This window comes from Pseudomonas sp. PSE14, from assembly GCF_029203285.1.
GTDB lineage: Bacteria > Pseudomonadota > Gammaproteobacteria > Pseudomonadales > Pseudomonadaceae > Pseudomonas.
The window spans coordinates 5,669,120-5,690,265 of record NZ_CP115669.1; the positions used below are offsets into that span (position 1 = coordinate 5,669,120).

The 21,146-nt window shown below is 66.5% G+C and carries 26 protein-coding genes; 14 read left to right on the plus strand and 12 right to left on the minus strand.

Annotated features, from left to right (window positions below; translation table 11 throughout):
• Positions 1-28 precede the first annotated feature (28 nt).
• Positions 29-832, plus strand: a complete 804-nt coding sequence (locus O6P39_RS25905; protein ID WP_275609221.1) for a helix-turn-helix domain-containing protein — start codon at positions 29-31, stop codon at positions 830-832.
• Between the two features lie 6 nt (positions 833-838).
• Here O6P39_RS25905 and O6P39_RS25910 read toward each other — a convergent pair whose 3' ends face one another.
• On the minus strand, positions 839-1,363 hold the full coding sequence (locus O6P39_RS25910; RefSeq protein WP_275609222.1) for an Mpo1-like protein: 525 nt from the start codon (positions 1,361-1,363) through the stop codon (positions 839-841).
• 75 nt (positions 1,364-1,438) lie between these two features.
• On the opposite strand from O6P39_RS25910, the gene O6P39_RS25915 reads away from it, so the two are divergent.
• Positions 1,439-2,128: a Crp/Fnr family transcriptional regulator gene (locus tag O6P39_RS25915; protein WP_275609223.1), complete on the plus strand. Its 690-nt coding sequence runs from the start codon at positions 1,439-1,441 to the stop codon at positions 2,126-2,128.
• Between the two features lie 144 nt (positions 2,129-2,272).
• Positions 2,273-3,040, plus strand: coding sequence for a hypothetical protein (locus O6P39_RS25920; protein WP_275609224.1), 768 nt, complete (start codon positions 2,273-2,275; stop codon positions 3,038-3,040).
• A gap of 4 nt (positions 3,041-3,044) precedes the next feature.
• On the opposite strand, the gene ppk2 is transcribed toward O6P39_RS25920, so the two are convergent.
• Positions 3,045-3,926: a polyphosphate kinase 2 gene (gene ppk2 / locus O6P39_RS25925; protein WP_275612034.1), complete on the minus strand. Its 882-nt coding sequence runs from the start codon at positions 3,924-3,926 to the stop codon at positions 3,045-3,047.
• A 165-nt stretch (positions 3,927-4,091) separates the two neighbouring features.
• A complete protein-coding gene (locus O6P39_RS25930; RefSeq protein ID WP_275609225.1) occupies positions 4,092-5,060 on the minus strand; it encodes a magnesium transporter CorA family protein in 969 nt (322 codons plus the stop codon).
• Between the two features lie 87 nt (positions 5,061-5,147).
• On the opposite strand from O6P39_RS25930, the gene O6P39_RS25935 reads away from it, so the two are divergent.
• From O6P39_RS25935 to O6P39_RS25945, 3 genes are all read left to right on the plus strand, one after another.
• Positions 5,148-5,426 carry a hypothetical protein gene (locus tag O6P39_RS25935; RefSeq protein WP_275609226.1) on the plus strand — a complete coding sequence of 93 codons (279 nt, stop codon included), beginning with the start codon at positions 5,148-5,150 and terminating at the stop codon, positions 5,424-5,426.
• A gap of 68 nt (positions 5,427-5,494) precedes the next feature.
• A complete protein-coding gene (locus O6P39_RS25940) occupies positions 5,495-5,728 on the plus strand; it encodes a TIGR02647 family protein (protein ID WP_207886723.1) in 234 nt (77 codons plus the stop codon).
• Positions 5,729-5,820: 92 nt separating this feature from the next.
• Entirely contained in the window at positions 5,821-8,667 is a 2,847-nt protein-coding gene (locus O6P39_RS25945) for a class I adenylate cyclase (RefSeq protein ID WP_275609227.1), read from the plus strand.
• Positions 8,668-8,717: 50 nt separating this feature from the next.
• On the opposite strand, the gene rnk is transcribed toward O6P39_RS25945, so the two are convergent.
• The 4 genes from rnk to O6P39_RS25965 form a co-directional block, all read right to left on the minus strand.
• Positions 8,718-9,122 carry a nucleoside diphosphate kinase regulator gene (rnk, locus tag O6P39_RS25950; protein ID WP_275609228.1) on the minus strand — a complete coding sequence of 135 codons (405 nt, stop codon included), beginning with the start codon at positions 9,120-9,122 and terminating at the stop codon, positions 8,718-8,720.
• 182 nt (positions 9,123-9,304) lie between these two features.
• Positions 9,305-9,511 (minus strand): DUF1289 domain-containing protein, encoded by a 207-nt coding sequence (locus O6P39_RS25955; RefSeq protein WP_275609229.1) that lies wholly within the window; start codon positions 9,509-9,511, stop codon positions 9,305-9,307.
• Complete coding sequence (cyaY, locus tag O6P39_RS25960) at positions 9,489-9,824, minus strand: iron donor protein CyaY (RefSeq protein ID WP_259758043.1); 336 nt, start codon at positions 9,822-9,824, stop codon at positions 9,489-9,491. Before cyaY ends, O6P39_RS25955 begins: the two co-directional genes overlap by 23 nt.
• Entirely contained in the window at positions 9,821-10,882 is a 1,062-nt protein-coding gene (locus O6P39_RS25965) for an AraC family transcriptional regulator (RefSeq protein ID WP_275609230.1), read from the minus strand. Before O6P39_RS25965 ends, cyaY begins: the two co-directional genes overlap by 4 nt.
• Before the next feature lie 152 nt (positions 10,883-11,034).
• Between O6P39_RS25965 and O6P39_RS25970 the strand changes: the two genes are divergently transcribed.
• The 6 genes from O6P39_RS25970 (at position 11,035) to O6P39_RS25995 (ending at position 15,700) form a co-directional block, all read left to right on the plus strand.
• Positions 11,035-11,175 (plus strand): lipoprotein, encoded by a 141-nt coding sequence (locus O6P39_RS25970; RefSeq protein ID WP_015479508.1) that lies wholly within the window; start codon positions 11,035-11,037, stop codon positions 11,173-11,175.
• Positions 11,176-11,186: 11 nt separating this feature from the next.
• On the plus strand, positions 11,187-12,434 hold the full coding sequence (lysA, locus tag O6P39_RS25975) for a diaminopimelate decarboxylase (protein ID WP_275609231.1): 1,248 nt from the start codon (positions 11,187-11,189) through the stop codon (positions 12,432-12,434).
• A 13-nt stretch (positions 12,435-12,447) separates the two neighbouring features.
• Positions 12,448-13,278 carry a diaminopimelate epimerase gene (gene dapF, locus O6P39_RS25980; protein WP_275609232.1) on the plus strand — a complete coding sequence of 277 codons (831 nt, stop codon included), beginning with the start codon at positions 12,448-12,450 and terminating at the stop codon, positions 13,276-13,278.
• A gap of 52 nt (positions 13,279-13,330) precedes the next feature.
• The gene (locus O6P39_RS25985; protein ID WP_275609233.1) at positions 13,331-14,032 is read left to right on the plus strand and encodes a DUF484 family protein; all 702 of its coding nucleotides are present in this window, start codon (positions 13,331-13,333) and stop codon (positions 14,030-14,032) included.
• A 61-nt stretch (positions 14,033-14,093) separates the two neighbouring features.
• Positions 14,094-15,011, plus strand: coding sequence for a tyrosine recombinase XerC (gene xerC / locus O6P39_RS25990; protein WP_275609234.1), 918 nt, complete (start codon positions 14,094-14,096; stop codon positions 15,009-15,011).
• Positions 15,008-15,700, plus strand: coding sequence for an HAD family hydrolase (locus O6P39_RS25995; protein WP_275609235.1), 693 nt, complete (start codon positions 15,008-15,010; stop codon positions 15,698-15,700). Before xerC ends, O6P39_RS25995 begins: the two co-directional genes overlap by 4 nt.
• 179 nt (positions 15,701-15,879) lie before the next feature.
• Here O6P39_RS25995 and sutA read toward each other — a convergent pair whose 3' ends face one another.
• From sutA to glnK, 4 genes are all read right to left on the minus strand, one after another.
• The gene (gene sutA / locus O6P39_RS26000; RefSeq protein ID WP_275609236.1) at positions 15,880-16,206 is read right to left on the minus strand and encodes a transcriptional regulator SutA; all 327 of its coding nucleotides are present in this window, start codon (positions 16,204-16,206) and stop codon (positions 15,880-15,882) included.
• Positions 16,207-16,284: 78 nt separating this feature from the next.
• Complete coding sequence (locus O6P39_RS26005; protein ID WP_275609237.1) at positions 16,285-16,710, minus strand: secondary thiamine-phosphate synthase enzyme YjbQ; 426 nt, start codon at positions 16,708-16,710, stop codon at positions 16,285-16,287.
• Positions 16,711-16,816: 106 nt separating this feature from the next.
• A complete protein-coding gene (locus O6P39_RS26010) occupies positions 16,817-18,151 on the minus strand; it encodes an ammonium transporter (RefSeq protein WP_275609238.1) in 1,335 nt (444 codons plus the stop codon).
• A 41-nt stretch (positions 18,152-18,192) separates the two neighbouring features.
• Entirely contained in the window at positions 18,193-18,531 is a 339-nt protein-coding gene (glnK, locus tag O6P39_RS26015; RefSeq protein ID WP_003457590.1) for a P-II family nitrogen regulator, read from the minus strand.
• Between the two features lie 403 nt (positions 18,532-18,934).
• Here glnK and O6P39_RS26020 point away from each other — a divergent pair, with 403 nt between their 5' ends.
• Positions 18,935-19,216, plus strand: a complete 282-nt coding sequence (locus tag O6P39_RS26020) for an accessory factor UbiK family protein (protein WP_275609239.1) — start codon at positions 18,935-18,937, stop codon at positions 19,214-19,216.
• Between the two features lie 38 nt (positions 19,217-19,254).
• The gene (locus O6P39_RS26025; RefSeq protein ID WP_275609240.1) at positions 19,255-20,745 is read left to right on the plus strand and encodes a YifB family Mg chelatase-like AAA ATPase; all 1,491 of its coding nucleotides are present in this window, start codon (positions 19,255-19,257) and stop codon (positions 20,743-20,745) included.
• On the opposite strand, the gene O6P39_RS26030 is transcribed toward O6P39_RS26025, so the two are convergent.
• The gene (locus O6P39_RS26030; RefSeq protein ID WP_275609241.1) at positions 20,742-20,972 is read right to left on the minus strand and encodes a DUF1127 domain-containing protein; all 231 of its coding nucleotides are present in this window, start codon (positions 20,970-20,972) and stop codon (positions 20,742-20,744) included. The genes O6P39_RS26025 and O6P39_RS26030 overlap by 4 nt on opposite strands.
• Between the last annotated feature and the right edge of the window lie 174 nt (positions 20,973-21,146).

Below are 21,146 nucleotides of genomic sequence, written 5' to 3' on the forward strand. Positions count from 1 at the left end.
TGAAGTGCAAGGTCTATCGTTCGATGCCATGAACAGTCCAGCCCAGAACAGCCCAACCCACCCCGTCGGCGCCCTGCTCCGCCAATGGCGCCAGCGCCGCCGACTCAGCCAGCTCGACCTCGCCTGCGACGCGGAGATTTCCACGCGCCACCTGAGCTTCGTCGAAACCGGACGCGCCCTGCCCAGCCGCGAGATGCTCCTGCATCTGGCCGAACAGCTGGACATTCCCCTGCGCGAACGCAACCGCCTGCTCAGCGCCGCCGGCTACGCCCCGGTGTATTCGGAAAAAGGCCTGGACGACCCGGCACTGACCGTGGCGAAACAGGCCATCGACCAGTTGCTCAAGGCCCACGAGCCGAACCCGGCGATGGTGGTGGACCGCCACTGGAACCTGCTGGCGTCCAACCGTACGGTGGATATCTTCCTGATCGGCGTTGATCCGGAGCTGCTGCAACCGCCGATCAACGTGCTGCGCATGAGTCTCCACCCCAAGGGCCTGGCGCCGCGCATCCTCAATCTCGGGGCGTGGAAGGCGCACGTGGTGGAGCGCCTGCAGCACGATTTCGAGGCCAGCGGCGACCCGGCATTGGCGGCGTTGCGCGACGAAGTGGCGGCCTACCCGGCGCCGCCCTACGACGAGACGGCCAGCGGCGACATGGTGCTGATTCCGGTGCAGTTGCAGACCGAACTGGGCGTGTGCAGCCTGATCGGCACCATCACGGTGTTCGGCACACCGGTGGACGTGACACTGTCGGAGCTGGCGCTGGAAACCTTCTTCCCCGCCGACCCCGACAGCGCGCGCATCCTGCGCCAGCTCAGCGGCACAGAATGAGCTGAATCAGGCGGTCGCCTTCTTCTCGCGGATGCAGGTGGGGCCGGCGCGCTCTTCCACGGCATGTCGCACGTCATCGCGCAGCCCCAGCAGGAAAGCCGCCTCGGCGGCGACGAACAGCGGGCCGACGATCAGCCCGGTGAGGTCATCGACGAACGCCGGCTTGCGGCCTTCGTACCAGTGGCCGACGAACTGGATGATCCAGCCGACCACGAACAGGCCGATGCCCCAGGCCAGCCAGGATGCGGTGGAGCCCGCGGCGAAGGCGGCCCCGCCCCAGAGCGAAAGCCCCAGCAACGCCGCCATCAGCACGCCGAAGCGCAGATCCAGGCGCAGGTAGAACACCACCGAGACCAGCGCCAGCAGCGCGGCGGGCGAGACCAGAAGGCCGGCCAGTTCGACGCCGGGGCGCGAGAGTAGCGTGGCGATGGCCAGCACGATCATCGGAATACCGATGAAGTGGCTGACGATATTCCGCCGGTCACGGTGGTAGGCGGCATATTGGGCAAGGTGATCGACGAGCGTTTTCATTGTTGTTCTCCCGCAAGGTGCTGGCATGATGGCGTTTGCGCGCTTTCCCACTCTGTCAGTTAGCCGACAAAGCCCATGACCGACGCCAAACCCTTCCTCCCCCGCCTCAACGAAGGCCGCTGGTTCCAGGCCCTGCCCGAAATCCTGCGCCACGCGCTGTGCGCCGCCGCCCTGGTGCGCCGCCTGCCGGCCGGGCAGCGGCTGTTCGCCCGTGGCGATGCGCCCTGCGGTCTGTATTGCGTGGTGGAAGGCGCGATCCGTGTCAGTGTGGTCGGCGAGAGCGGCAAGGAAGCGCTGCTGGCCCTGGTCGAGCCGCCCAACTGGTTCGGCGAGATCTGCCTGTTCGACGGCCAGCCGCGCACCCACGACGCCTACGCCGAGGGCGCCACCGTCCTCCTGCAGGTGCCCCTGGCGCCGCTGCAGGCCTTGCTGGCGCAACACCCGGAGTACTGGCGCGACTTCGCCCTGCTGATGAGCCACAAGCTGCGCATCACCTTTGCCGTGCTGGAGGAGCTGTCACTGCTGCCGGCCGCGCCGCGCCTGGCCCGGCGCCTGCTGATGATCGCCGAGGGCTACGGCGAGTCGGCCACCGCCAAGCGCGAGCTGCACCTGCCCCAGGACCAATTGGCGGCCATGCTGTCGCTGTCGCGGCAGACCACCAACCAGATCCTCAAGGAGCTGGAAGCTCAGGGCATCCTGCGCCTGAGCTATGGCGGCATCGAGATTCTCGACCGCGAGCGCCTGCGCCACGCCGCACATGCCTAAGCCTGCATCCTGACGAATCCTCCTTTTGGATGGTTGCAGAGGCACCGTTCAGCGCTAGCCTTGGAGTAGCTGCGACTCTGGCGCCAAGATGCCCACGCCCCGACGCCTGGCGCGGCACACAATAACAACAAGGAAACGCCCGCCATGCTCCGAAAGCTCGATGTGCTTCGCGGTATTCTGCTGTGCTGTTTCGGACTCCTCGCTCTCACCGCCCAGGCCAACCTGCCCAGCGACGAACTGCAGCTGCAGACCTTGCAGGTCTACACCTGCCGCTCGATCAACAGCCTGCTGTTGCTGCGCGGCGAAGGCTTCCAGGAAGAACACGCCGCCCAACTGGAGAAAGACCTCGCCACGCTGGACCAGGCGGTCAAGACCTACCCCAAATCCGATGAGGCGCTGAAAAAAGCCCACGCCGCCTTCGTTACACAAATACGCAATGGCGTTTCCTACGGCCCCAAGGAAGAAGACCTGCCCTGGCGCTACAACCAGGAACTCAGCCGCGCCGTGCGCGACTTGTTGAGCCAGATCGAACGCTTCGTCCCCGCCAGCGCCGACGCCAGCCAGATTCCGCTATGGCAGTTGCCGGTACGGGTCGAATTCCTCGCCACCCAGTACCTGGGCCGCGCCTACCTGAGCGGGCTGGAACTGGCGCGCGAACAATCCCAGGAGTACCTGGGCCAGGACGAGCGCGTGCTGGTGCCGCTGCTGTCGCAGCGCATCGAGCAACTGCCGGACAGCGACGCGACCAAGAAGCTGCGCACCCGCTGGGAGTACCTGAGCAAGGCGCTGCAGGACATGAACAGCAGGAGCAACACCGTGGTCAGCGCCTCCGGCCGGCCCTGGGCGCCGATCATCGTCGAACGCAACGCCCGGGCGGTGTCCGGCCAGTTGATGCAGCTCAGCCAGCAATAAGGACTCAGGCCGGGACCGGCTCCGCTACAGGGGCCGGTACCAGGCGTTCCAGTTCGTCACGGTCCAGCTCGGCGGCCCGGCCGACCAGAAGCTCGTCCGGGGCGTGGGCGATCCTCGGGTCCTTGCCGGGATAGTCCAGCGAATGCAGGAAGTGGCGCAGGCAGTTCAGCCGCGCGCGCTTCTTGTCATCAGACTTGATCACCACCCAGGGCGCATCGGCGGTGTCGGTGTGGAAGAACATCGCCTCCTTGGCCTGGGTGTACTCGTCCCAGCGGTCCAGCGACTGGATGTCGATGGGCGACAGCTTCCAGTGCTTGAGCGGATCGTCGCGGCGCGAGACGAAGCGGCGCAGTTGCTCCTCGCGGCTCACCGAGAACCAGAACTTGAACAGGTGGATGCCGTTGCGTACCAGCATGCGCTCCAGCTCCGGGGTCTGCTGCATGAACTCCAGGTACTGGCGCGGCGAGCAGAAGCCCATGACCCGCTCGACGCCGGCGCGGTTGTACCAGGAGCGGTCGAAGAAGACGATCTCGCCAGCGGTGGGCAAATGCTGGACGTAGCGCTGGAAGTACCACTGCCCACGCTCGGCGTCGCTGGGTTTCTCCAGCGCCACGACGCGGGCGCCGCGCGGGTTCAAGTGCTCCATGAAGCGCTTGATGGTGCCGCCCTTGCCGGCGGCGTCGCGACCCTCGAAGAGCACGACGATGCGCTGGCCGGTTTCCTTCACCCAGCTCTGCACCTTCAGCAGTTCGACCTGCAGCTGCGCCTTCTGCTTCTCGTAGGCCTTGCGCTGCAGACGGGTGCGGTAGGGGTAGCCGGCGGGCAGCTCGGCGGACGTGGAGTCCTCGTTGCTGCCGCGCGGAGCCATGGCCACGGTCAGCGCCACCGGTCCGTGGCTTTGCGCGCGGATGTCCTCGCCACCGGCGGTGGGGGTATTGGCGGGAAGGGGCTTGTTGGCGTCGGGCTGCGGCATGGTCTCCTCCTGTGAGACGGGGTCGGCCCTCCACTGTGCAATCCGCATCGCGGGCCCTCGTTGACCCGCATCAACGCCTTACAACCAGCCTTTGTACTTGAACCAGTAGTACGGAATGATCGCCGAGACCACCATCGCCACCAGCGCCATCGGGTAGCCGGCCATCCAGGCCAGCTCCGGCATGTGCTGGAAGTTCATGCCGTACACGGTGCCCACCAGGGTCGGCGGCAGGAACAGCACGGCGGCGATGGAGAACACCTTAATGATGCTGTTCTGCTCGATGTTGATCAGGCCGAGGGTTGAGTCGAGCAGGAAGGTGATCTCCGCCGACATCTTCGACTGGTACTCGCTCAGCGAGCGCACGTCGCGCTCCACCGACTTCATGCCCAGCTTGGTCTCCTCGCTGATCCAGCCGTTGCTGCCCTGGCGGAAGTAGGACAGCGGCCGGCTAATGCTCAGCAGGCTTTCGTTGAGCTTGGAGAGCAGCGAGTTGCCCCGCCCCAACTGCTTGACGATGCCCTGCAGGTCCGTCTTGCCGCCACTGGCCTGGCCTTCCTGGAAAATGCCGTTGGACAGCGAATCGAGTTGCTGCTGTACCGTCTCCAGCACGTCGGCGATGCGGTCCACCACGCTGTCCATCAGGGTCACGAACAACTGGTCGCTCTTGCCCTGGCAGCCGCCGCGCTGGGTGCGCGCCTCGAATGTGCGGAAGGCCAGCAGGTCAGTGTAGCGCACCGTCACCAGCCAGTGCGGGGTCAGCACGCAGGTGACTTCCGAGGTACTCGGCTTGTGCTCGCGGATGCCGCCGACCACGGTGGTGGTCATATACAGCGCGCCGTTGCTCTCGTAGAAACGTGAAGAGTCCTCGATCTCGGCCATTTCCTCGCGGGTCGGCACATCCACCGCGATGATCGACTCCAACAGCTGCTCCTCTTCCAGCGTGGGCTGGAACAGGTCGATCCACAGGGTGTCCTTGGGCATGCCGTGGCATTCGCTGCCGTTGTGGCGCACCAGGCGGTCGCCGACGAGGGTGTAATAGGTGATCATGTCGCCCGACAGTCCTTCTACAAGCCGAAGTTGCCCGCAGGTTGGCCAACTTCCCGCCGCTTCACAAGCCCATCGGAGAGCAACGTGATGACCGACCACGACGATGGCGAAGAGTCCTTCGCCGAAGACACCCTGATCCAGGCCATCGAAAACCAGATCGAGAGCGAGAGCCCGCCGGCCGCCCGCGCGGTGTTCAACAAGCTCACCCTGGTCGGCTACGAGCGCGAGGATGCGCTGCACCTGATGGCCCTGGTGCTCGCCCACGAAATCGAGGCCATGCTGGCCGACGACCGCGCCTTCGACGGCGCGTGGTACGAGCAGGCCCTGCGCGCGCTGCCGACCCTGCCCGACGGTACCGAGGCATAAGAGCGCTTGCCGAACCGGTCGGACTTGAGACTAAACTGAGGCCTCACTGACCATTGGGAGTTGCGCGTATGGCTTTCACCAAAGATATGGTTGCGGAACTGGATCTGCTGGCACTCTTCGATCTGGAGAACAGCCAGGCGGGATTGAAAGTCCACCACGACGCCTCGCGGGACACCGTCGCGGCCGCCGAACGCCTGCACGCCAAGGGGCTGATCGACAAACCCGACGGCGGCTACCTGACCAGCCTGGGTCTCGACGCCGCCGAGCATGCCCAGGTCCTGCTGGGCATCCTGCGCAGCTGATCTCAAGATTCGCCATGAGCGGGCGATAACCTGGCAAATTTCCGGGCGCCGCACACCCTGATGCGGCGCCGTTGGCCAGGCCGTAGTACGCCATGACGCTCACCCCCGAGATTCGCCCGGACATCGACGACGGCATCGACCGCAAGGTATTGGCGCAGCTGCGCCAGCGCTTCCTGAAGGTCAATGCCGGCCGCCTGCGGCGCGCCAGCGAAGCGCTGTCCACCCGCCAGCAACTGGTGCTGAAGCTGCTGCCGCTGCTGCTGGACGTGAACCATCCGCTGCTGCCCGGCTATGTGTCGGCGGCAACGCCGGCGGGCCTGTCCAACTTCGTCCCGGACGACGAGTTGCTCGCCGAAGCCCAGCGCCTGACCCGCTCCTTCAGCTACAAGCCGCGCCGAGGCGACCCGCCGTTGCCGATCCACGGCCTGTTCCTGATGGGCAGCCTGGGCACCGTCGCCCAGGCCGAGCAGAGCGACCTGGACCTGTGGGTCTGCCACGCCTCCGATCTTTCCCCGCAGGAACTGAGCGAACTGCGCCGCAAGTGCGACCTGCTGGAACAGTGGGCCGCGACACAGGGCGCCGAGGTGCACTGCTTCTTCATCGAGCCGCAGCGCTTCACCCAGGGCGCGCGCGACGCCCGCCTGACCTCCGACGACTGCGGCACCAGCCAGCACTACCTGCTGCTCGACGAGTTCTACCGCACCGCCATCTGGCTCGGCGGGCGCACGCCCTTGTGGTGGCTGGTGCCGGACTATGAAGAAGGCCGTTACGCGCAGTACTGCCAGACGCTGCTGAGCAAACGCTTCATCCGCGCCGAAGATGTCCTCGACCTCGGCCACCTGGCGCGCATCCCACCCGGCGAGTTCATCGGCGCGGGCATGTGGCAGCTGTTCAAGGGCATCGAGTCGCCCTACAAGTCGGTGCTCAAGCTGCTGCTCACCGAGGTCTACGCCAGCGAGCACCCGAACGGCGCCTGTCTGAGCCTGCGCTACAAGCAGGCGATCTACGCCGGGCGGCTCGATGAGGACGAGCTCGACCCCTACGTGATGCTCTACCGTCGCTTGGAGGAATACCTTTCGGCGCGCGGCGAGCGGGAGCGCCTGGAGCTGATCCGCCGCTGCCTTTACCTGAAGGTCGGCAAGAAACTCAGCCGTCCGCCACGCCAGGGCCACAAGAGCTGGCAGCGCAAGCTGATGGAGCGCCTGTCCGCCGAGTGGAACTGGGACAGCCGCACCTACGGGCTGCTCGACAGCCGCAGCCAGTGGAAGGTCCGCCAGGTGCTGCTGGAGCGCCGCGCGCTGGTCAACGAGCTGACCCACAGCTACCGCTTCCTCTCCCAGTTCGCCCGCCTGCAGCAGGCCGCCAGCGGCATCGACCCGCGCGACCTGAGCGTGCTCGGCCGGCGCCTGTACGCCGCCTTCGAGCGCAAGGCCGGCAAGGTCGAGTTCATCAACCCGGGCATCGCCCCGGACGTCGCCGAAGACATCCTCACCCTCGCCCAGCTGCCCGCCGAAGCCGGCAAGCCGCCGTACTGGGCGCTGTTCAGCGGCAGCCTGTCACTGCAGGAAATGGCCGACTTCGCCCCGCTGCGCCGCGCCCGCGACCTGATGGAGCTGCTGGCCTGGAGTCATCGCAATGGCGTGATCGACGCCACCACGCGCCTGTCCCTGCAACCGGGCGCCAGCGACCTCAGCGAATTCGAACTGCAGAACCTGCTGGGCTGCCTGCAACAGGCCTTCCCGCTGCCGCTCGCCGACGTGCCGGAAAGCGCCCTGCTGCGCAGCAGCGTGCCGGCGCAGACGCTGATCCTGGTGAACGTCGGCCTCGACCCGTTGCGCCAGCACAGCCAGATGAACGTGCACATGACCACCGAGCGCACCGACTCCCTCGGCTACTCCGGCGTGCGCGACAACCTGGTGCTGACCCTCGACCAGATCACCCTGAACAGCTGGAACGAGCTGGTGGTCAGCCGCTTCGCCGGTCCCCACGCGCTGCTCGACTGCCTGCGCGACTTCCTCAACGGCCTGCCGAGCGACGCCCCGCCGCCGCGCCTGCTGGTGCGCTGCTTCTGCCGCAACCGCGCCGTCGCCATCGCCCAGCGCGTGGAAGACCTGATCCGCGATGCCCACGGACAACTCGCCAGCGGGCGCGGCGGACGCTTCCTGCTGCAGGTGCGGCAGCACTTCCACCTGCTGCAACTGACCCCGGGCGACGTCAGCCACCGGGTGGTGGAAGGGATGTCGGCGCTGATCGAACACCTGGGCGACACCCAGCAGGACAACGGCGTCCTGCAACTGGACCGGCATGCGCTGGAAGGCGAGGACCTGGCGCTGATCCTGCCGCTGGGCCGGGCCAACTGCGTGCAGGTGTTCTATCGCCTGGACGAAGGGACCGCCGAGATCAGCGTCCTCGACGAACGCAATGCGCTCTGGCGCCGTCGTCAGGCCTACGACAACGAGGAAAGCCTGCTGCTGCCGCTGCAACGCTTCCTGCAATCGGTGCAGTACCGGCGCAATGCGCTGCTGCCGCTGGTCGAAGGCCAACGCACGGTGGGCGCGGAGATACTCTTCTACGAGGTCCTGCCCAACGGCCACCAGCGCGCGCAGCGGATCGAGCGGCGCACCGCCCCGCAGGCACTGGAAGCGATGCCGTACTACAACGTGCAGGCGATCATCGAGCCAGGCGACGGGCAACGCGCCCGCACCACGCTGTACTGCAACCACCGCGAATTCTCCGAGTTGGAGTACGGCGACGGGCTGTTCCAGGCGGTGGCCCGGCACATCCTCAGCCAGCGCAGCGGCCAGGAGCGCTATCCCTGCTACATCACCGACCTCGACCTGACGGCGATGCAGGAAGGCGGCGAGCTACAGACGGTGCATTTCCTGCGTTACAAGCAGAGCCTGGAGCTGGCTCTGAACCGGGCGTTGGCCGAGGCCTGAGTGGCCGCGGCGCGAAACGCCCGGAGGCGGGGTCTTCAGAGACTGAACGCTCAGCGGTCGAAATCGCCGGCAGCCTCGGGCTGGTATTCCACTTCCAGCAGGGTCAGATTCAGGGTCTTGCCGCTGGGCGCCGGCCAATCGATGCTCTGGCCGGTGGTCAGGCCCAGCAGCGCGGTGCCCACCGGGGCGAGGATCGATACCCTGCCTTCGCCGCCGGCGTCGGCCGGGTAAACCAGGGTCAGGTGGTATTCCTTGCCGCTGCCTTCCTCGCGGCAGCGCACGGTGGAGTTCATCGTGACCACGCCCGGCGGTACCTCGTCGTGGCCGACGACCGTGGCACGGGCCAGTTCAGCCTCCAGCGCCTCGGCAGCGGGACCGTACTCATCCAGGCTGTCGAGCAGGCGCTCCAGACGTTGCAGGTCGAGCCGGGTAACGGTGATGGGTGTCGTGGTCATGATGGTTGGCAGTCTCCTTACAGGAGAGCCCCGGACGCTCGCGCGCTCGGGGCCCTGGTTCTCTGGTATCGAAAGCTAGTGACTACTGAAAGCGTTCTGGAATTCGAAAAATGAAAAACCCCGCCCTAAGGCGGGGTTTTTCCGGACACTAACACAGCACAGAAAATAAGCAATACCAACCCTCACCCCACGGGTGAGCGGTTGTTTCGGCGCTTTTCACAGTCCGCCAGGATCGCCCGGCGGCGCTCGCCGTCCGCCTCGTTCCACTCCAGGATCTCGCCCAGAGTGCGGCCGCAGCCCAGGCAGATGTCCGCCTCGTCCAGGCAACAGCGCCGGCAGCAGGGCGAGGCGACCCTCGCCTGCGGCTCAGATTCCGGGGAAGTCGACATCCTCGCCCGCCTGTTCCAGCGTGGCGCGGTTGAGCAGCGCGCCCAGCGGCTCGCGGGTGCTGTCGCAGATCCACAGCGAGCCGGATTCGTCGTAGTCGAAGTGGAAACCACCGGAGCGCGCCGCCACCCACAGCTGGCGCAGCGCCGGCTGGCGGCTGAGGATCAGCTGGGTGCCATTCTCGAAACGCACGGTCAATACGCCGCTGGAGTTCTCCAGGTCCACGTCCAGGTCGCTGTCGTCGAAGGCGTCCTCCACCGTTACCTGTACGGCGTCCACCAGGTCATGGAAGCGGGCTTCGCTCAAAGTGCTCATGCATCGTCCTCGGGATCGGTCAAAGGCACCAGTTTACGCCGGTATTGGCCCAGACTCTGCCCCGTCCAGCGCCGGAATGCGCGGGCGAGCGAGCCGGCTTCGCTGAAGCCCAGCAGGTAGGCGATGTCGGCGCTGTCCAGCGCCGGGTCGCGCAGGTAGTGCAGCACCAGTTGCTGGCGGGTTTCGTCCACCAGCTGGCTGAATGACAGGCCGGTATCGCGCAGACGGCGCTGCAGCGTGCGGGGGCTCAGCGCCAGCGTCTGCGACAGGCGCTCGAGGTCCGCGCCCTGCTCCGGCAACTGGCGCGCCAGCTCCAGGCGGGCGCGGTCGAGTACGCTGTCGCCCTTGTTGATCTCCGCCAGCAGGCGCTCGGCGTAGGCATCCAGGGTACTGCGCACCTGGGCGTCGGCCTGGCCCAGCGGCAGCGCCAGCAGGCGTTTGGGGAAGACCAGGGCGTTGTCCGGCTGATCGAACAGCACCGGGCAGCGGAAGATGCGCTGATGCTCGCGGGTGTCGGCCGGCGCGCCGTGGCGGAAGCGCACCTCGAAGGGCGCCTCGTCCACACCGCTGACCCAATGGCCGAAGCTGACCCAGCCGGCCAGGGTCTCCTCGCTCATCTGTCGCTGCTGTTGCGGCAGCAGCGGCTCCCAGCTGTGCTTTACCAGGGCTTCGCAGCCCGCGCGCGGCGGTTCGTCGGCCAGCTCCACGCGCCCCAGGTTGCCCACCAGCGCGGCGTAGCGAGCCTGGCGGTGCAACGCATCGGCGAGGGTCGCGCAACTCATGATCAGGTAGCCCAGCACCCCGTAGTAGCCCGGGCGTACCGCCTCGCCCAGGTGCAGGCCGAGGTTGTCGTCGCCGCTGAGCCGCACGCCAGCGCCGACCAGTTCCAGGTACGCGCTGGCAGCGATGCGCTGATCGCGCTGGGCGAGGATCGAAGGCTCCAGGTGCACCGTCGCCAGCAGCTGCGCAGGCTCTACGCCCTGGCGCTGCAGATGCTCCACGAGGCCCTGCAGGTAGGCCACCGATACCGAACTGGGCAGGGGATCGCGATAGTCCATCGAGCTTTCCGTTTTTTGCCCGCATCATAGGGCCAGTTGCCCGCCCGGCGCGACCCGCAAGCCCCGCCGGGCGGGAGCCCGCTCGAATAGGCAAGCCGGCGGGGGGTCGGTATACTCCGGTCCAATTGACGCTTTATTACAAGGATTCCGCCATGAAGCGACTGCTGCTTCCCTTCGTCGCGCTGGCCGTGCTGACCGCCGCGCTGGCCGGCTGCGGCCAGAAAGGCCCGCTGTACCTGCCGGACGACGAGAAGGCCAAGAGCGAACACAGCAAGGACCGCTACGGTCTCTGAGGGTAGCTCCCATGGACGCCTTCTCCGTCCGCGACGGGCAACTGTTCGCGGAGGACGTGCCGTTGTCGGCGATCGCCGAGCGCTTCGGCACGCCGACCTACGTCTATTCCCGCGCGCACCTGACGCAGCAATACCGCGCCTACGCTGACGCCCTGGCGGGCGTGCCGCATCTGGTGTGCTTCGCGGTCAAGGCCAACTCCAACCTCGCCGTGCTGAACGTGCTGGCGCGCCTGGGCGCGGGCTTCGACATCGTCTCCCGTGGCGAACTGGAGCGCGTGCTGGCCGCCGGTGGCGATCCGGCGAAAGTGGTGTTCTCCGGTGTCGGCAAGACCCGCGAGGACATGCGCCGAGCCCTGCAGGTCGGCGTGCACTGCTTCAATGTCGAATCCGAGGTGGAGCTGGAACGCCTGCAGGCGGTTGCCGCCGAACTGGGCGTGAAGGCGCCGGTGTCCCTGCGGGTCAACCCGGACGTCGACGCGCAGACCCACCCGTACATCGCCACGGGCCTGAAGGAAAACAAGTTCGGCATCGCCATCGACGCCGCCGAGGCGGTCTACGCCCGCGCCGCGCAGCTGCCGAACCTGGACGTGATCGGCGTCGATTGCCACATCGGCTCGCAGCTGACCAGCCTGGAACCCTTCCTCGACGCCCTCGACCGCCTGCTGGCGCTGGTGGATCGCCTCGCCGCGCGCGGCATCGCCATCCGCCACCTGGACCTGGGTGGCGGCCTCGGCGTGCGCTACCGCGATGAAACGCCGCCTGCGCCTGCCGAGTACATCCGCGCCCTGCGCGAGCGCCTGGGCAACCGCCCGCTGGCGCTGGTGTTCGAGCCGGGCCGCAACATCGCCGCCAACGCCGGCGTGCTGCTGACCCGCGTCGAGTACCTGAAACACACCCAAGACAAAGACTTCGCCATCGTCGATGCGGCGATGAACGACCTGATCCGCCCGGCGCTGTACCAGGCCTGGATGGACGTGACCCCGGTCGTCGCCCGTGACAGCGAAGCACGCACCTACGACCTGGTCGGGCCGATCTGCGAAACCGGCGACTTCCTCGCCAAGGACCGCAGCCTCGCCCTGGAAGAAGGTGACCTGCTGGCCGTTCGTTCGGCCGGCGCCTATGGTTTCGTGATGAGTTCCAACTACAACACCCGGGGCCGCGCCGCCGAGGTGCTGGTGGATGGCTCGGCCGCGCACGAAGTGCGTCGCCGCGAGACACTACAAGAGCTGTTCGCCGGCGAAAGCCTGCTGCCGGACTGAGGCCGAGACGACGATGCTTCTGCGCTTTACCAAGATGCATGGGCTGGGCAATGACTTCATGGTCCTGGACCTGGTCAGCCAGCACGCCCATGTGCAACCACGCCACGTGAAACAGTGGGGCGACCGCAATTTCGGGGTCGGTTTCGATCAGTTGCTGATCGTTGAGCCGCCGAGCACGCCGGAGGCGGATTTCCGCTACCGCATCTTCAACTGCGACGGCACCGAGGTCGAACAGTGCGGCAACGGCGCGCGCTGCTTTGCCCGCTTCGTGGTCGACAAGCGCCTGACGGTGAAGAAGACCATCCGCGTGGAAACCAAGGGCGGGATGATCGAACTGACCATCACCAACGATGGCCAGGTCACCGTGAACATGGGCGCGCCGCGCCTGGCGCCCGAGCAGGTGCCGTTCCAGGCCGACGTCGAGGCGCTGAGCTACGGCGTCGAAGTGGACGGCCAGAGTTACCAGCTGGCGGCGATCTCCATGGGCAACCCGCACGGCGTGCTGCGCGTGGATGACGTGGACAGCGCCCCGGTGCGCACGCTGGGGCCGAAACTCGAAATCCATGAAAGCTTCCCGCAGAAGGCCAACATCGGCTTCCTGCAGGTGGTCGACCCGCACCAGGCGCGCCTGCGCGTCTGGGAGCGCGGCGTCGGCGAGACCCTCGCCTGCGGCACCGGCGCCTGCGCGGCGGCGGTCGCCGGAATCCGCCAGGGCTGGCTGCAATCGCCGGTACAGATCGAGCTTCCCGGCGGACGGTTGTCCATCGAGTGGGCAGGACCGGGTCAGCCCGTTATGATGACCGGGCCCGCGGTGCGGGTGTTCGAAGGCCAGGTACGTCTATAAGGCCTGTTTCCAACGCCGCATGAACAGGCGCAGGCAATAAACCGGGACGCTTATGACCGATACTCCGCAGGAACCCACCGTTACCCTCGAAGCCGACCAGGTCGCCGACTATCTTCGTCGGCACCCGGAATTCTTCGTCGACCATGACGAGCTGATCCCGGAGATGCGCATTCCGCACCAGCCGGGCGATGCCGTGTCGCTGGTGGAACGCCAGGTGCGCCTGCTGCGCGAGCGAAACATCGAGATGCGCCATCGCCTGTCGCAGCTGATGGACGTGGCCCGCGACAACGACCGGCTGTTCGACAAGACCCGCCGCCTGGTGCTCGACCTGCTCGACGCCACCAGCCTGGAAGACATCGTCAGCACCGTGGAAGACAGCCTGCGCCACGAATTCCAGGTGCCCTACGTCAGCCTGATCCTGTTCAGCGACAACAACCTGCCCGTGGGCCGCTCGGTGAGCAGCGCCGAGGCGCACCAGGCCATCGGCGGCCTGCTGTCGGGCGGCAAGACCGTCTGCGGCGTGCTGCGCCCCCACGAGCTGGCCTTCCTGTTCTGCGAAGACGAACGCGAGCAGGTCGGCTCCGCCGCCGTGGTGCCGCTGACCTTCCAGGGCCTGCACGGCGTGCTGGCGATCGGCAGCCCCGACCCGCAGCACTACAAGAGTTCGCTGGGCACCCTGTTCCTCGGCTACGTCGCCGAAGTCCTCGCCCGCACCCTGCCGCGCTTTTCCACGCCGCTGCGGTCGGTTCGATAACAGCAGCGGCACGCCTCACGCTGTAAGCTGCAAGAGGACAGCCTGTACTTGGAGCTGACGCTTGAAGCTTGAAGCCGACATCGACGCCTACCTGGAACACCTGCGCAGCGAGCGCCAGGTGTCCAGCCACACGCTCGACGGTTACCGCCGCGACCTGACGCGCCTGGCATCCCTCTGCGAAAAAGCCTCGCTCAGCGACTGGCCGGCACTTCAGGTGCGGGACCTGCGCCTGTTCGTCGCCCGCCTGCACCAGCAAGGCCTCGCCAGCCGCAGCCTGGCGCGCCTGCTGTCGGCCACCCGCGGGCTGTTCCAGTACCTGATTCGTGAAGGCCGCTGCCGGCACAATCCCGCCGACGGCCTGTCCGCGCCCAAGGGCGCGCGCAAGCTGCCGCGCACCCTCGATACCGACCGCACTGCACAACTGCTCGACGGTGGTGTCGAGGACGACTTCATCGCCCGCCGCGACCAGGCCGTGCTGGAGCTGTTCTATTCCTCCGGCCTGCGCCTGTCCGAGCTGGTCGGCCTGGACCTGGAGTGGCTCGACCTCAAGGAAGGCCTGGTGCGCGTGCACGGCAAGGGCAACAAGGTGCGCGAACTGCCCGTGGGCCGCGCCGCGCGACAGGCCATCGAAGCCTGGCTGCCGTTGCGGGCGCTGGCCTCGCCGCAGGACAACGCGGTGTTCATCGGCCGCAGCGGCAAGCGCCTGACCCCACGCGCCATCCAGCTGCGAGTGCGCGAAGCCGGCGTGCGCGAGCTGGGCCAGCACCTGCATCCACACATGCTGCGACACTCCTTCGCCAGCCATATGCTGGAGTCGTCCCAGGACCTGCGTGCCGTACAGGAGTTGCTCGGCCACGCCGACATTGCCACCACGCAGATCTACACCCACCTGGATTTCCAACACCTCGCCACGGTCTACGACCAGGCGCACCCGCGGGCGCGCCGCAAGCACGATGGCGAGCCGGGAGCTGAAGAATGAGTATCCGTCTGGTCACCTTCGACCTCGATGACACGCTGTGGGACGTCGCCCCGGTGATGAACAGCGCGGAAGCCACCCTGCGCGAATGGCTGGCGGTGAACGCCGCACAACTGGGCCCGGTGCCCATCGAGCACCTGTGGGCGATCCGCTCGCGCCTGCTGGGCGAGGACCCGATGCTCAAGCACCGCCTGAGCGAACTGCGTCGGCGCATCCTGTTCCACGCGCTGATCGACGCCGGTTATCCACAGGCCGAGGCGGGTGACCTGGCCGAAGCCGGCTTCCAGACCTTCCTCCACGCGCGGCATCAGGTGGCGCTGTTCCCCGAGGTGCATCCGACGCTGGAGCGGCTAGCCAACCAGTTCATCCTCGGCGTGCTCACCAACGGCAATGCCGACGTGCGCCGCCTGGGCCTGGCCGACTACTTCCAGTTCGCCCTGTGCGCAGAGGAGCTGGGGGTTGGCAAGCCGGACCCGCATCCGTTCCAGGAAGCGCTCAAGCGCGGTGGCGTGGCGGCGGAGCAGGCCGTGCACATCGGCGACCATCCCAGCGACGACATCGCCGGGGCGCGGCGCGCCGGCATGAAGGCGGTCTGGTTCAATCCGGGGCGCAAGGACTGGGATGGCGAAGAGGCGCCCAGCGCGATCATCCACAACCTTTCCGAGCTGCCGGGAGTTCTGGCGAAGCTCTGAGGCTTTGGCTCTTCGTAGGAGCGAGCTTGCTCCTACAAGGGCAGCGACCCAATTGGTTGAGCTAGGTGCTCCCGTCGTCCCTAAGGCCAGGAGACGGCAATACACTCAACAGACGGCCATGAAAAAGCCCCGCCACTCCCTCTCGGGAATGGCGGGGCTTTTTCATGTCGCGTCAGATATCAGATAGGGCGGCTGCCGTATTTGCTATCCGGCTTCTTGGGCGGATCGGCGACCACATTGGGTTCGATCTCCTGCACCTTGCCACCGCGATTGAGGAATTCCTCCATCGCCTTGGCCAGGGCATCGCGTTCCTTCTGCTTGGCTTCGACCGAGGGCAGTTCCTCTTCCTCTACCGCGGCCTTGGCTTTCTTGCCGCCACCGGAAGAAGAAGGGGCTTCATCCCCATCGTTGCCTTCGGCTTCACCATCGTCAGCCGCGGCGAGTTCCTCGCCATCGTCCTCATCGGCGCCGTCCAGCTCGTCCTGTTCCAGTTCTTCGTCGCTCATTGTTCAACCTCTGTGGTGCTGCAAAGCACGTTAGTTATAGCCCAGCTGCGCGCTTTGACGAACGCAGCTGGAAAAAATTCACACAAGCTCGCCCTGCCAGGTCGCCAGTATCCTGCGCGGGCCCCCGTGGTCACGGTGCTCGCCGAGATAGATACCTTGCCAGACGCCCATTGCCAAGTGGCCATCCTGTATCGGCAGGGTCAGCTGGCAGCCCAGCAGGCTGGCCTTGAAGTGCGCCGGCAGATCGTCCGGGCCTTCGTAGTCATGCTCGTAACCGCCCTCGCCCTGCGGCACCAGGCGATTGAAGAATCGCTCGAAGTCGCGGCGCACCGAGGGATCGGCATTCTCGTTCACCGTCAGCGACGCCGAGGTGTGCTGCAACAGCAGGTGCAGCAGGCCGACACGGCACTTCGCAAGCTCCGGCAACGCGGCCAGGACCTCGTCAGTGACCAGGTGGAAACCTCGCGAACGAGGGCGCAGGGTGATGGATTTCTGCTGCCACATGGCGGGCTCTCCTCCGTCGGGAACGGTGATGCGCGCGCATTCTAGCGTGATGCTCAAAAAAACAAAGGGCGCCCGTAGGCGCCCTTCGTCGAACTTGCGCGAACCCTTACAGGTTGTAGCCGCGCTCGTTGTGCAGGGAGAGGTCCAGACCCATGGTTTCCTCTTCCTCGCTGACGCGCAGGCCCATGACCAGGTCCAGCACCTTGAGGATCACGAAGCTGACGATCGCGGTGTAGACGATGGTGAAGGCCACACCCTTGAACTGGATGAACAGCTGGGCGCCGATGTCGGTCACGGTGCCGAAGCCGCCCAGGGCAGGCGCGGCGAACACACCGGTGAGCAGGGCGCCGACGATGCCGCCGACCGCATGCACGCCGAAGGCGTCCAGGGAGTCGTCGTAGCCGATGGCACGCTTGAGGCTGGTGGCGGCGAAGAAGCAGATCACGCCGGCGGCCAGGCCGATCACGATGGCACCCATCGGGCCGCAGGTACCGGCGGCCGGGGTGACGGCGACCAGGCCGGCAACCACGCCCGAAGCGATGCCCAGGGCGCTCGGCTTACCGTGGGTGATCCACTCGGCGAACATCCAGCCCAGGGCTGCGGCAGCGGTAGCGATCTGGGTGACCAGCATGGCCATGCCGGCGGTACCGTTGGCGGCAGCAGCGGAACCGGCGTTGAAGCCGAACCAGCCCACCCACAGCAGCGCCGCGCCGACCAGGGTGTAGCCCAGGTTGTGCGGTGCCATGGCGGCATTCGGGTAGCCCTTGCGCTTGCCCATCACCAGAGCGGCGACCAGGCCCGCGACACCGGCGTTGATGTGCACCACGGTGCCACCGGCGAAGTCCAGCACGCCCCAGTCCCACAGCAGACCGCCGTCACCGCTCCACACCATGTGGGCGATCGGCGCGTAGACCAGGGTGAACCACAGCGCGGTGAAGATCAGCAGGGCGGAGAACTTCATGCGCTCGGCGAAGGCACCGACGATCAGCGCCGGGGTGATGATCGCGAAGGTCATCTGGAACATCACGAACACGCTTTCGGGGAACAGCGCGGCGGCGGAAGTCAGACCGGTGTTGGTCAGGCCGCTGAGGAAGGCCTTGTCCAGACCACCGACGAAGGAGGCGAAGTTGACCACGCCCTTTTCCATGCCGACGGTGTCGAAGGCCAGGCTGTAGCCGTAGACGACCCAGAGGATGCTGATCAGCGCGGTGATCGCGAAGCACTGCATCATGATCGACAGGACGTTCTTGGCGCGCACCATGCCGCCGTAGAACAGGGCCAGACCGGGGATGGTCATCAGCAGCACCAGCGCGCTGGAAATCAGCATCCAGGCGGTGTCACCGCTGTTCAGGACCGGGGCCGCGGCTTCGTCAGCCAGGGCCAGTCCGGGCATTGCGAGGGGCAATAGGGCGCCTAGCCCTGCGTATTTGCGCAGAGTCATTGTTGTTTCTCCTGGGGCGTGGGGTTCGGTGTGGGCTTGGCTTAGATCGCGTCGGTGCCGGTTTCGCCGGTACGGATACGAATGGCCTGTTCCAGGTTTACGACAAAGATCTTGCCGTCACCGATTTTCCCGGTGTTGGCGGCCTTGGTGATGGCTTCGATAACACGATCCAGTTGGTCATCGGCGATGGCGACGTCGATCTTCACCTTAGGCAGGAAGTCGACGACGTATTCCGCGCCACGGTACAGCTCGGTGTGGCCCTTCTGCCGGCCGAAGCCCTTGACTTCGGTCACAGTGATGCCCTGCACGCCGATCTCGGACAGCGACTCACGAACGTCGTCCAGCTTGAACGGCTTGATGATGGCTGTGACTAGCTTCATGTAACTCTCTCCCGTGTTTTGGTGGACCCGCCCCAGGAAGAACGAACCCGGGGACAAGTCTAAGCGCAGTGTCTGGCTTTTGTAATGCGCCGGCCGCCCTACCTCAGCACTCCGACTGCCTTGATCGAAGCAATCCACCGCCTCGCCTGCAGCACCGGAACTGCATCGGTGCACGCCATGCATGCCCCAAAGCATGAACCTTGCCAGCTCGGTGAAATGCTCGTGCTTTCAGCCACTTGCTGGAAATCCGGGGCTTCTGGCCAATCGCCAGTGGCCATCGGGCGCACCGAAAGCGCGCACATGCAGCGGGCATACTGCTCAAAAAGCGTGCAAGCCCCTGCGCCGCAGCCGGCGCCGGCTGCGTGATAGACTGCGCTCTGATTCAATCCGGAACCCATGAACCATGCTGCCGCCCAAAGCCTTCCTCGATGCCATCAGCCAACAAGCCGGACGCCTGTTCGGTGGCGAATCGCCCCTGCCGAAGGCCGAGCTGGAAGCCCAGTTCAAGGTTCTGATGCAGAGCGCCTTCAGCAAGCTCGACCTGGTCAGCCGTGACGAGTTCGACAGCCAGATGGTGGTACTCGCCCGCACCCGCGCCCGCCTCGAAGCACTGGAAGCCAAGGTCGCGGAAATGGAAGCCAAGCTCTCGCCGCCCGCCGAGGCCCCGGCCGAACACGCCGAATAAGCCCACCGGCGGGGCGGCATGTGATCAAGGAGTGATCCATGTCCCTCGCCATCGTCCACAGCCGCGCCCAGGTCGGCGTCGAAGCGCCCGGCGTTACCGTCGAGGCGCACCTGGCCAACGGCCTGCCGTCGCTGACCCTGGTCGGCCTGCCCGAAGGCGCGGTGAAAGAGAGCAAGGACCGCGTGCGCAGCGCCCTGCTCAACTCAGGTTTCGACTTCCCCGCCCGCCGTATCACCCTCAATCTTGCCCCGGCTGATCTGCCGAAAGATGGCGGGCGCTTCGACCTGGCCATCGCCCTGGGCATCCTCGCCGCCAGCGGACAGCTCGCCGATGCCGGTGGCCTGGATGACCTGGAATGCCTGGGCGAACTGGCGCTCTCCGGCACCCTGCGTCCGGTGCCGGGCGTGTTGCCCGCCGCCCTGGCCGCCCGCGCCGCCGGGCGGGCGCTGGTGGTGCCGAAGGAGAATGCCGAGGAAGCCAGCCTCGCCAGTGGGCTGACGGTCTATGCGGTCGGCCATCTGCTGGAGCTGGCCGCGCACTTCAGCGGCCAGGAACGCCTGCGGCCCTACGAGGCGAACGGCCTGCTGCGCAGCACGCCGCCCTACCCCGACCTGGCCGACGTACAGGGCCAGACAGCCGCCAAGCGCGCCCTGCTGGTGGCTGCAGCCGGCGCGCACAACCTGTTGCTCAGCGGCCCGCCCGGCACCGGCAAGACACTGCTGGCCAGCCGCCTGCCCGGCCTGATGCCGCCGCTGGATGAAGACGAGGCCTTGCAGGTGGCGGCGATCCATTCCGTGGCCGGTCGCGGGCCGCTGACCCACTGGCCGCAGCGGCCCTTCCGCCAACCGCACCATACGGCGTCAGCGCCAGCGCTGGTCGGTGGCGGCAGCCGCCCGCAGCCGGGTGAAATCACTCTGGCTCACGAAGGCGTGCTGTTCCTCGATGAGCTTCCGGAGTTCGACAGGAAGGTGCTTGAGGTGCTTCGAGAGCCCCTGGAAGGCGGCGAAATCGTCATCGCCCGCGCCAGCGGCCGGGTGCGCTTCCCGGCGCGTTTCCAACTGGTGGCGGCGATGAACCCCTGCCCCTGTGGATATCTCGGCGACCCCAGCGGCCGCTGCCGCTGCACGCCGGAGCAGGTCCAGCGCTACCGCGCCAAGCTGTCCGGGCCGCTATTGGACCGTATCGACCTGCACCTGACGGTCAGCCGCGAAAGCACCAGCCTGGCGCCCAGCGGCCCCAGCACCAGCAGCGCCGAACTGGCCGTGCAGGTCGCCGCCGCACGCCAGCGCCAGTTGGACCGGCAAGGTTGCGCGAACGCCTTCCTCGACCTGAAGAAGATGCACCAATTCTGTGCGCTGGGCGCTGAGGACCAAGCCTGGCTGGAGAAGGCCGGCGAGCGCCTGAACCTGTCGTTGCGCGCCCTGCACCGGATTCTCAAGGTGGCCCGCACCCTCGCCGACCTGCAGCAGGCGCAAGCCATCGGCCGGACGCATCTGGCCGAAGCACTGCAGTACCGCGCCGGTCATTAGCAGCGCCAGAACGGGCGCATCGCCTCCAGCCGCGCCTGTTCGCGGCTGATGCCGATATCGCGCAGTTGCTCGTCGCTGAGTTCCAGTAGCTGCTTGCGGGTGCGCAGCCGGCGCCAGAACTGCTGCCAGCGGTTTTCCCGGGGGCCACCCGGTATCACGCGGGCCTCGGGAAGGCCCAGCAGTTCCTGTTGATACAGGGTCAGGCGTACATCGCTCATGCCGGTCATGTCGTCGTTCCTCCACGTTCGGGTTCACCGGATGTGGGATTAGCCTGACGAATTGGCAAAAAGCATTACAGATTCAACAATTCTGAATTTTCTCCATACAGAAAGGCGCTAAAAGCCTCTGAATGGCGTATTTTTGTTCGATCTGTACTGCTTTCAGCCAGCCACGACCGGCTT

Excerpts from the sequence above, each read along its gene's own strand:
- O6P39_RS25905 (WP_275609221.1), top strand. The coding sequence starts at position 29 with ATGAACAGTCCAGCCCAGAACAGCCCAACCCACCCCGTCGGCGCCCTG.
- O6P39_RS25910 (WP_275609222.1), bottom strand. The coding sequence starts at position 1,363 with ATGAAAACGCTCGTCGATCACCTTGCCCAATATGCCGCCTACCACCGT.
- O6P39_RS25915 (WP_275609223.1), top strand. The coding sequence starts at position 1,439 with ATGACCGACGCCAAACCCTTCCTCCCCCGCCTCAACGAAGGCCGCTGG.
- O6P39_RS25920 (WP_275609224.1), top strand. The coding sequence starts at position 2,273 with ATGCTCCGAAAGCTCGATGTGCTTCGCGGTATTCTGCTGTGCTGTTTC.
- O6P39_RS25930 (WP_275609225.1), bottom strand. The coding sequence starts at position 5,060 with ATGATCACCTATTACACCCTCGTCGGCGACCGCCTGGTGCGCCACAAC.
- O6P39_RS25935 (WP_275609226.1), top strand. The coding sequence starts at position 5,148 with ATGACCGACCACGACGATGGCGAAGAGTCCTTCGCCGAAGACACCCTG.
- O6P39_RS25940 (WP_207886723.1), top strand. The coding sequence starts at position 5,495 with ATGGCTTTCACCAAAGATATGGTTGCGGAACTGGATCTGCTGGCACTC.
- O6P39_RS25945 (WP_275609227.1), top strand. The coding sequence starts at position 5,821 with ATGACGCTCACCCCCGAGATTCGCCCGGACATCGACGACGGCATCGAC.
- rnk (WP_275609228.1), bottom strand. The coding sequence starts at position 9,122 with ATGACCACGACACCCATCACCGTTACCCGGCTCGACCTGCAACGTCTG.
- O6P39_RS25955 (WP_275609229.1), bottom strand. The coding sequence starts at position 9,511 with ATGTCGACTTCCCCGGAATCTGAGCCGCAGGCGAGGGTCGCCTCGCCC.
- cyaY (WP_259758043.1), bottom strand. The coding sequence starts at position 9,824 with ATGAGCACTTTGAGCGAAGCCCGCTTCCATGACCTGGTGGACGCCGTA.
- O6P39_RS25965 (WP_275609230.1), bottom strand. The coding sequence starts at position 10,882 with ATGGACTATCGCGATCCCCTGCCCAGTTCGGTATCGGTGGCCTACCTG.
- O6P39_RS25970 (WP_015479508.1), top strand. The coding sequence starts at position 11,035 with ATGAAGCGACTGCTGCTTCCCTTCGTCGCGCTGGCCGTGCTGACCGCC.
- lysA (WP_275609231.1), top strand. The coding sequence starts at position 11,187 with ATGGACGCCTTCTCCGTCCGCGACGGGCAACTGTTCGCGGAGGACGTG.
- dapF (WP_275609232.1), top strand. The coding sequence starts at position 12,448 with ATGCTTCTGCGCTTTACCAAGATGCATGGGCTGGGCAATGACTTCATG.
- O6P39_RS25985 (WP_275609233.1), top strand. The coding sequence starts at position 13,331 with ATGACCGATACTCCGCAGGAACCCACCGTTACCCTCGAAGCCGACCAG.
- O6P39_RS25995 (WP_275609235.1), top strand. The coding sequence starts at position 15,008 with ATGAGTATCCGTCTGGTCACCTTCGACCTCGATGACACGCTGTGGGAC.
- sutA (WP_275609236.1), bottom strand. The coding sequence starts at position 16,206 with ATGAGCGACGAAGAACTGGAACAGGACGAGCTGGACGGCGCCGATGAG.
- O6P39_RS26005 (WP_275609237.1), bottom strand. The coding sequence starts at position 16,710 with ATGTGGCAGCAGAAATCCATCACCCTGCGCCCTCGTTCGCGAGGTTTC.
- O6P39_RS26010 (WP_275609238.1), bottom strand. The coding sequence starts at position 18,151 with ATGACTCTGCGCAAATACGCAGGGCTAGGCGCCCTATTGCCCCTCGCA.
- glnK (WP_003457590.1), bottom strand. The coding sequence starts at position 18,531 with ATGAAGCTAGTCACAGCCATCATCAAGCCGTTCAAGCTGGACGACGTT.
- O6P39_RS26020 (WP_275609239.1), top strand. The coding sequence starts at position 18,935 with ATGCTGCCGCCCAAAGCCTTCCTCGATGCCATCAGCCAACAAGCCGGA.
- O6P39_RS26025 (WP_275609240.1), top strand. The coding sequence starts at position 19,255 with ATGTCCCTCGCCATCGTCCACAGCCGCGCCCAGGTCGGCGTCGAAGCG.
- O6P39_RS26030 (WP_275609241.1), bottom strand. The coding sequence starts at position 20,972 with ATGACCGGCATGAGCGATGTACGCCTGACCCTGTATCAACAGGAACTG.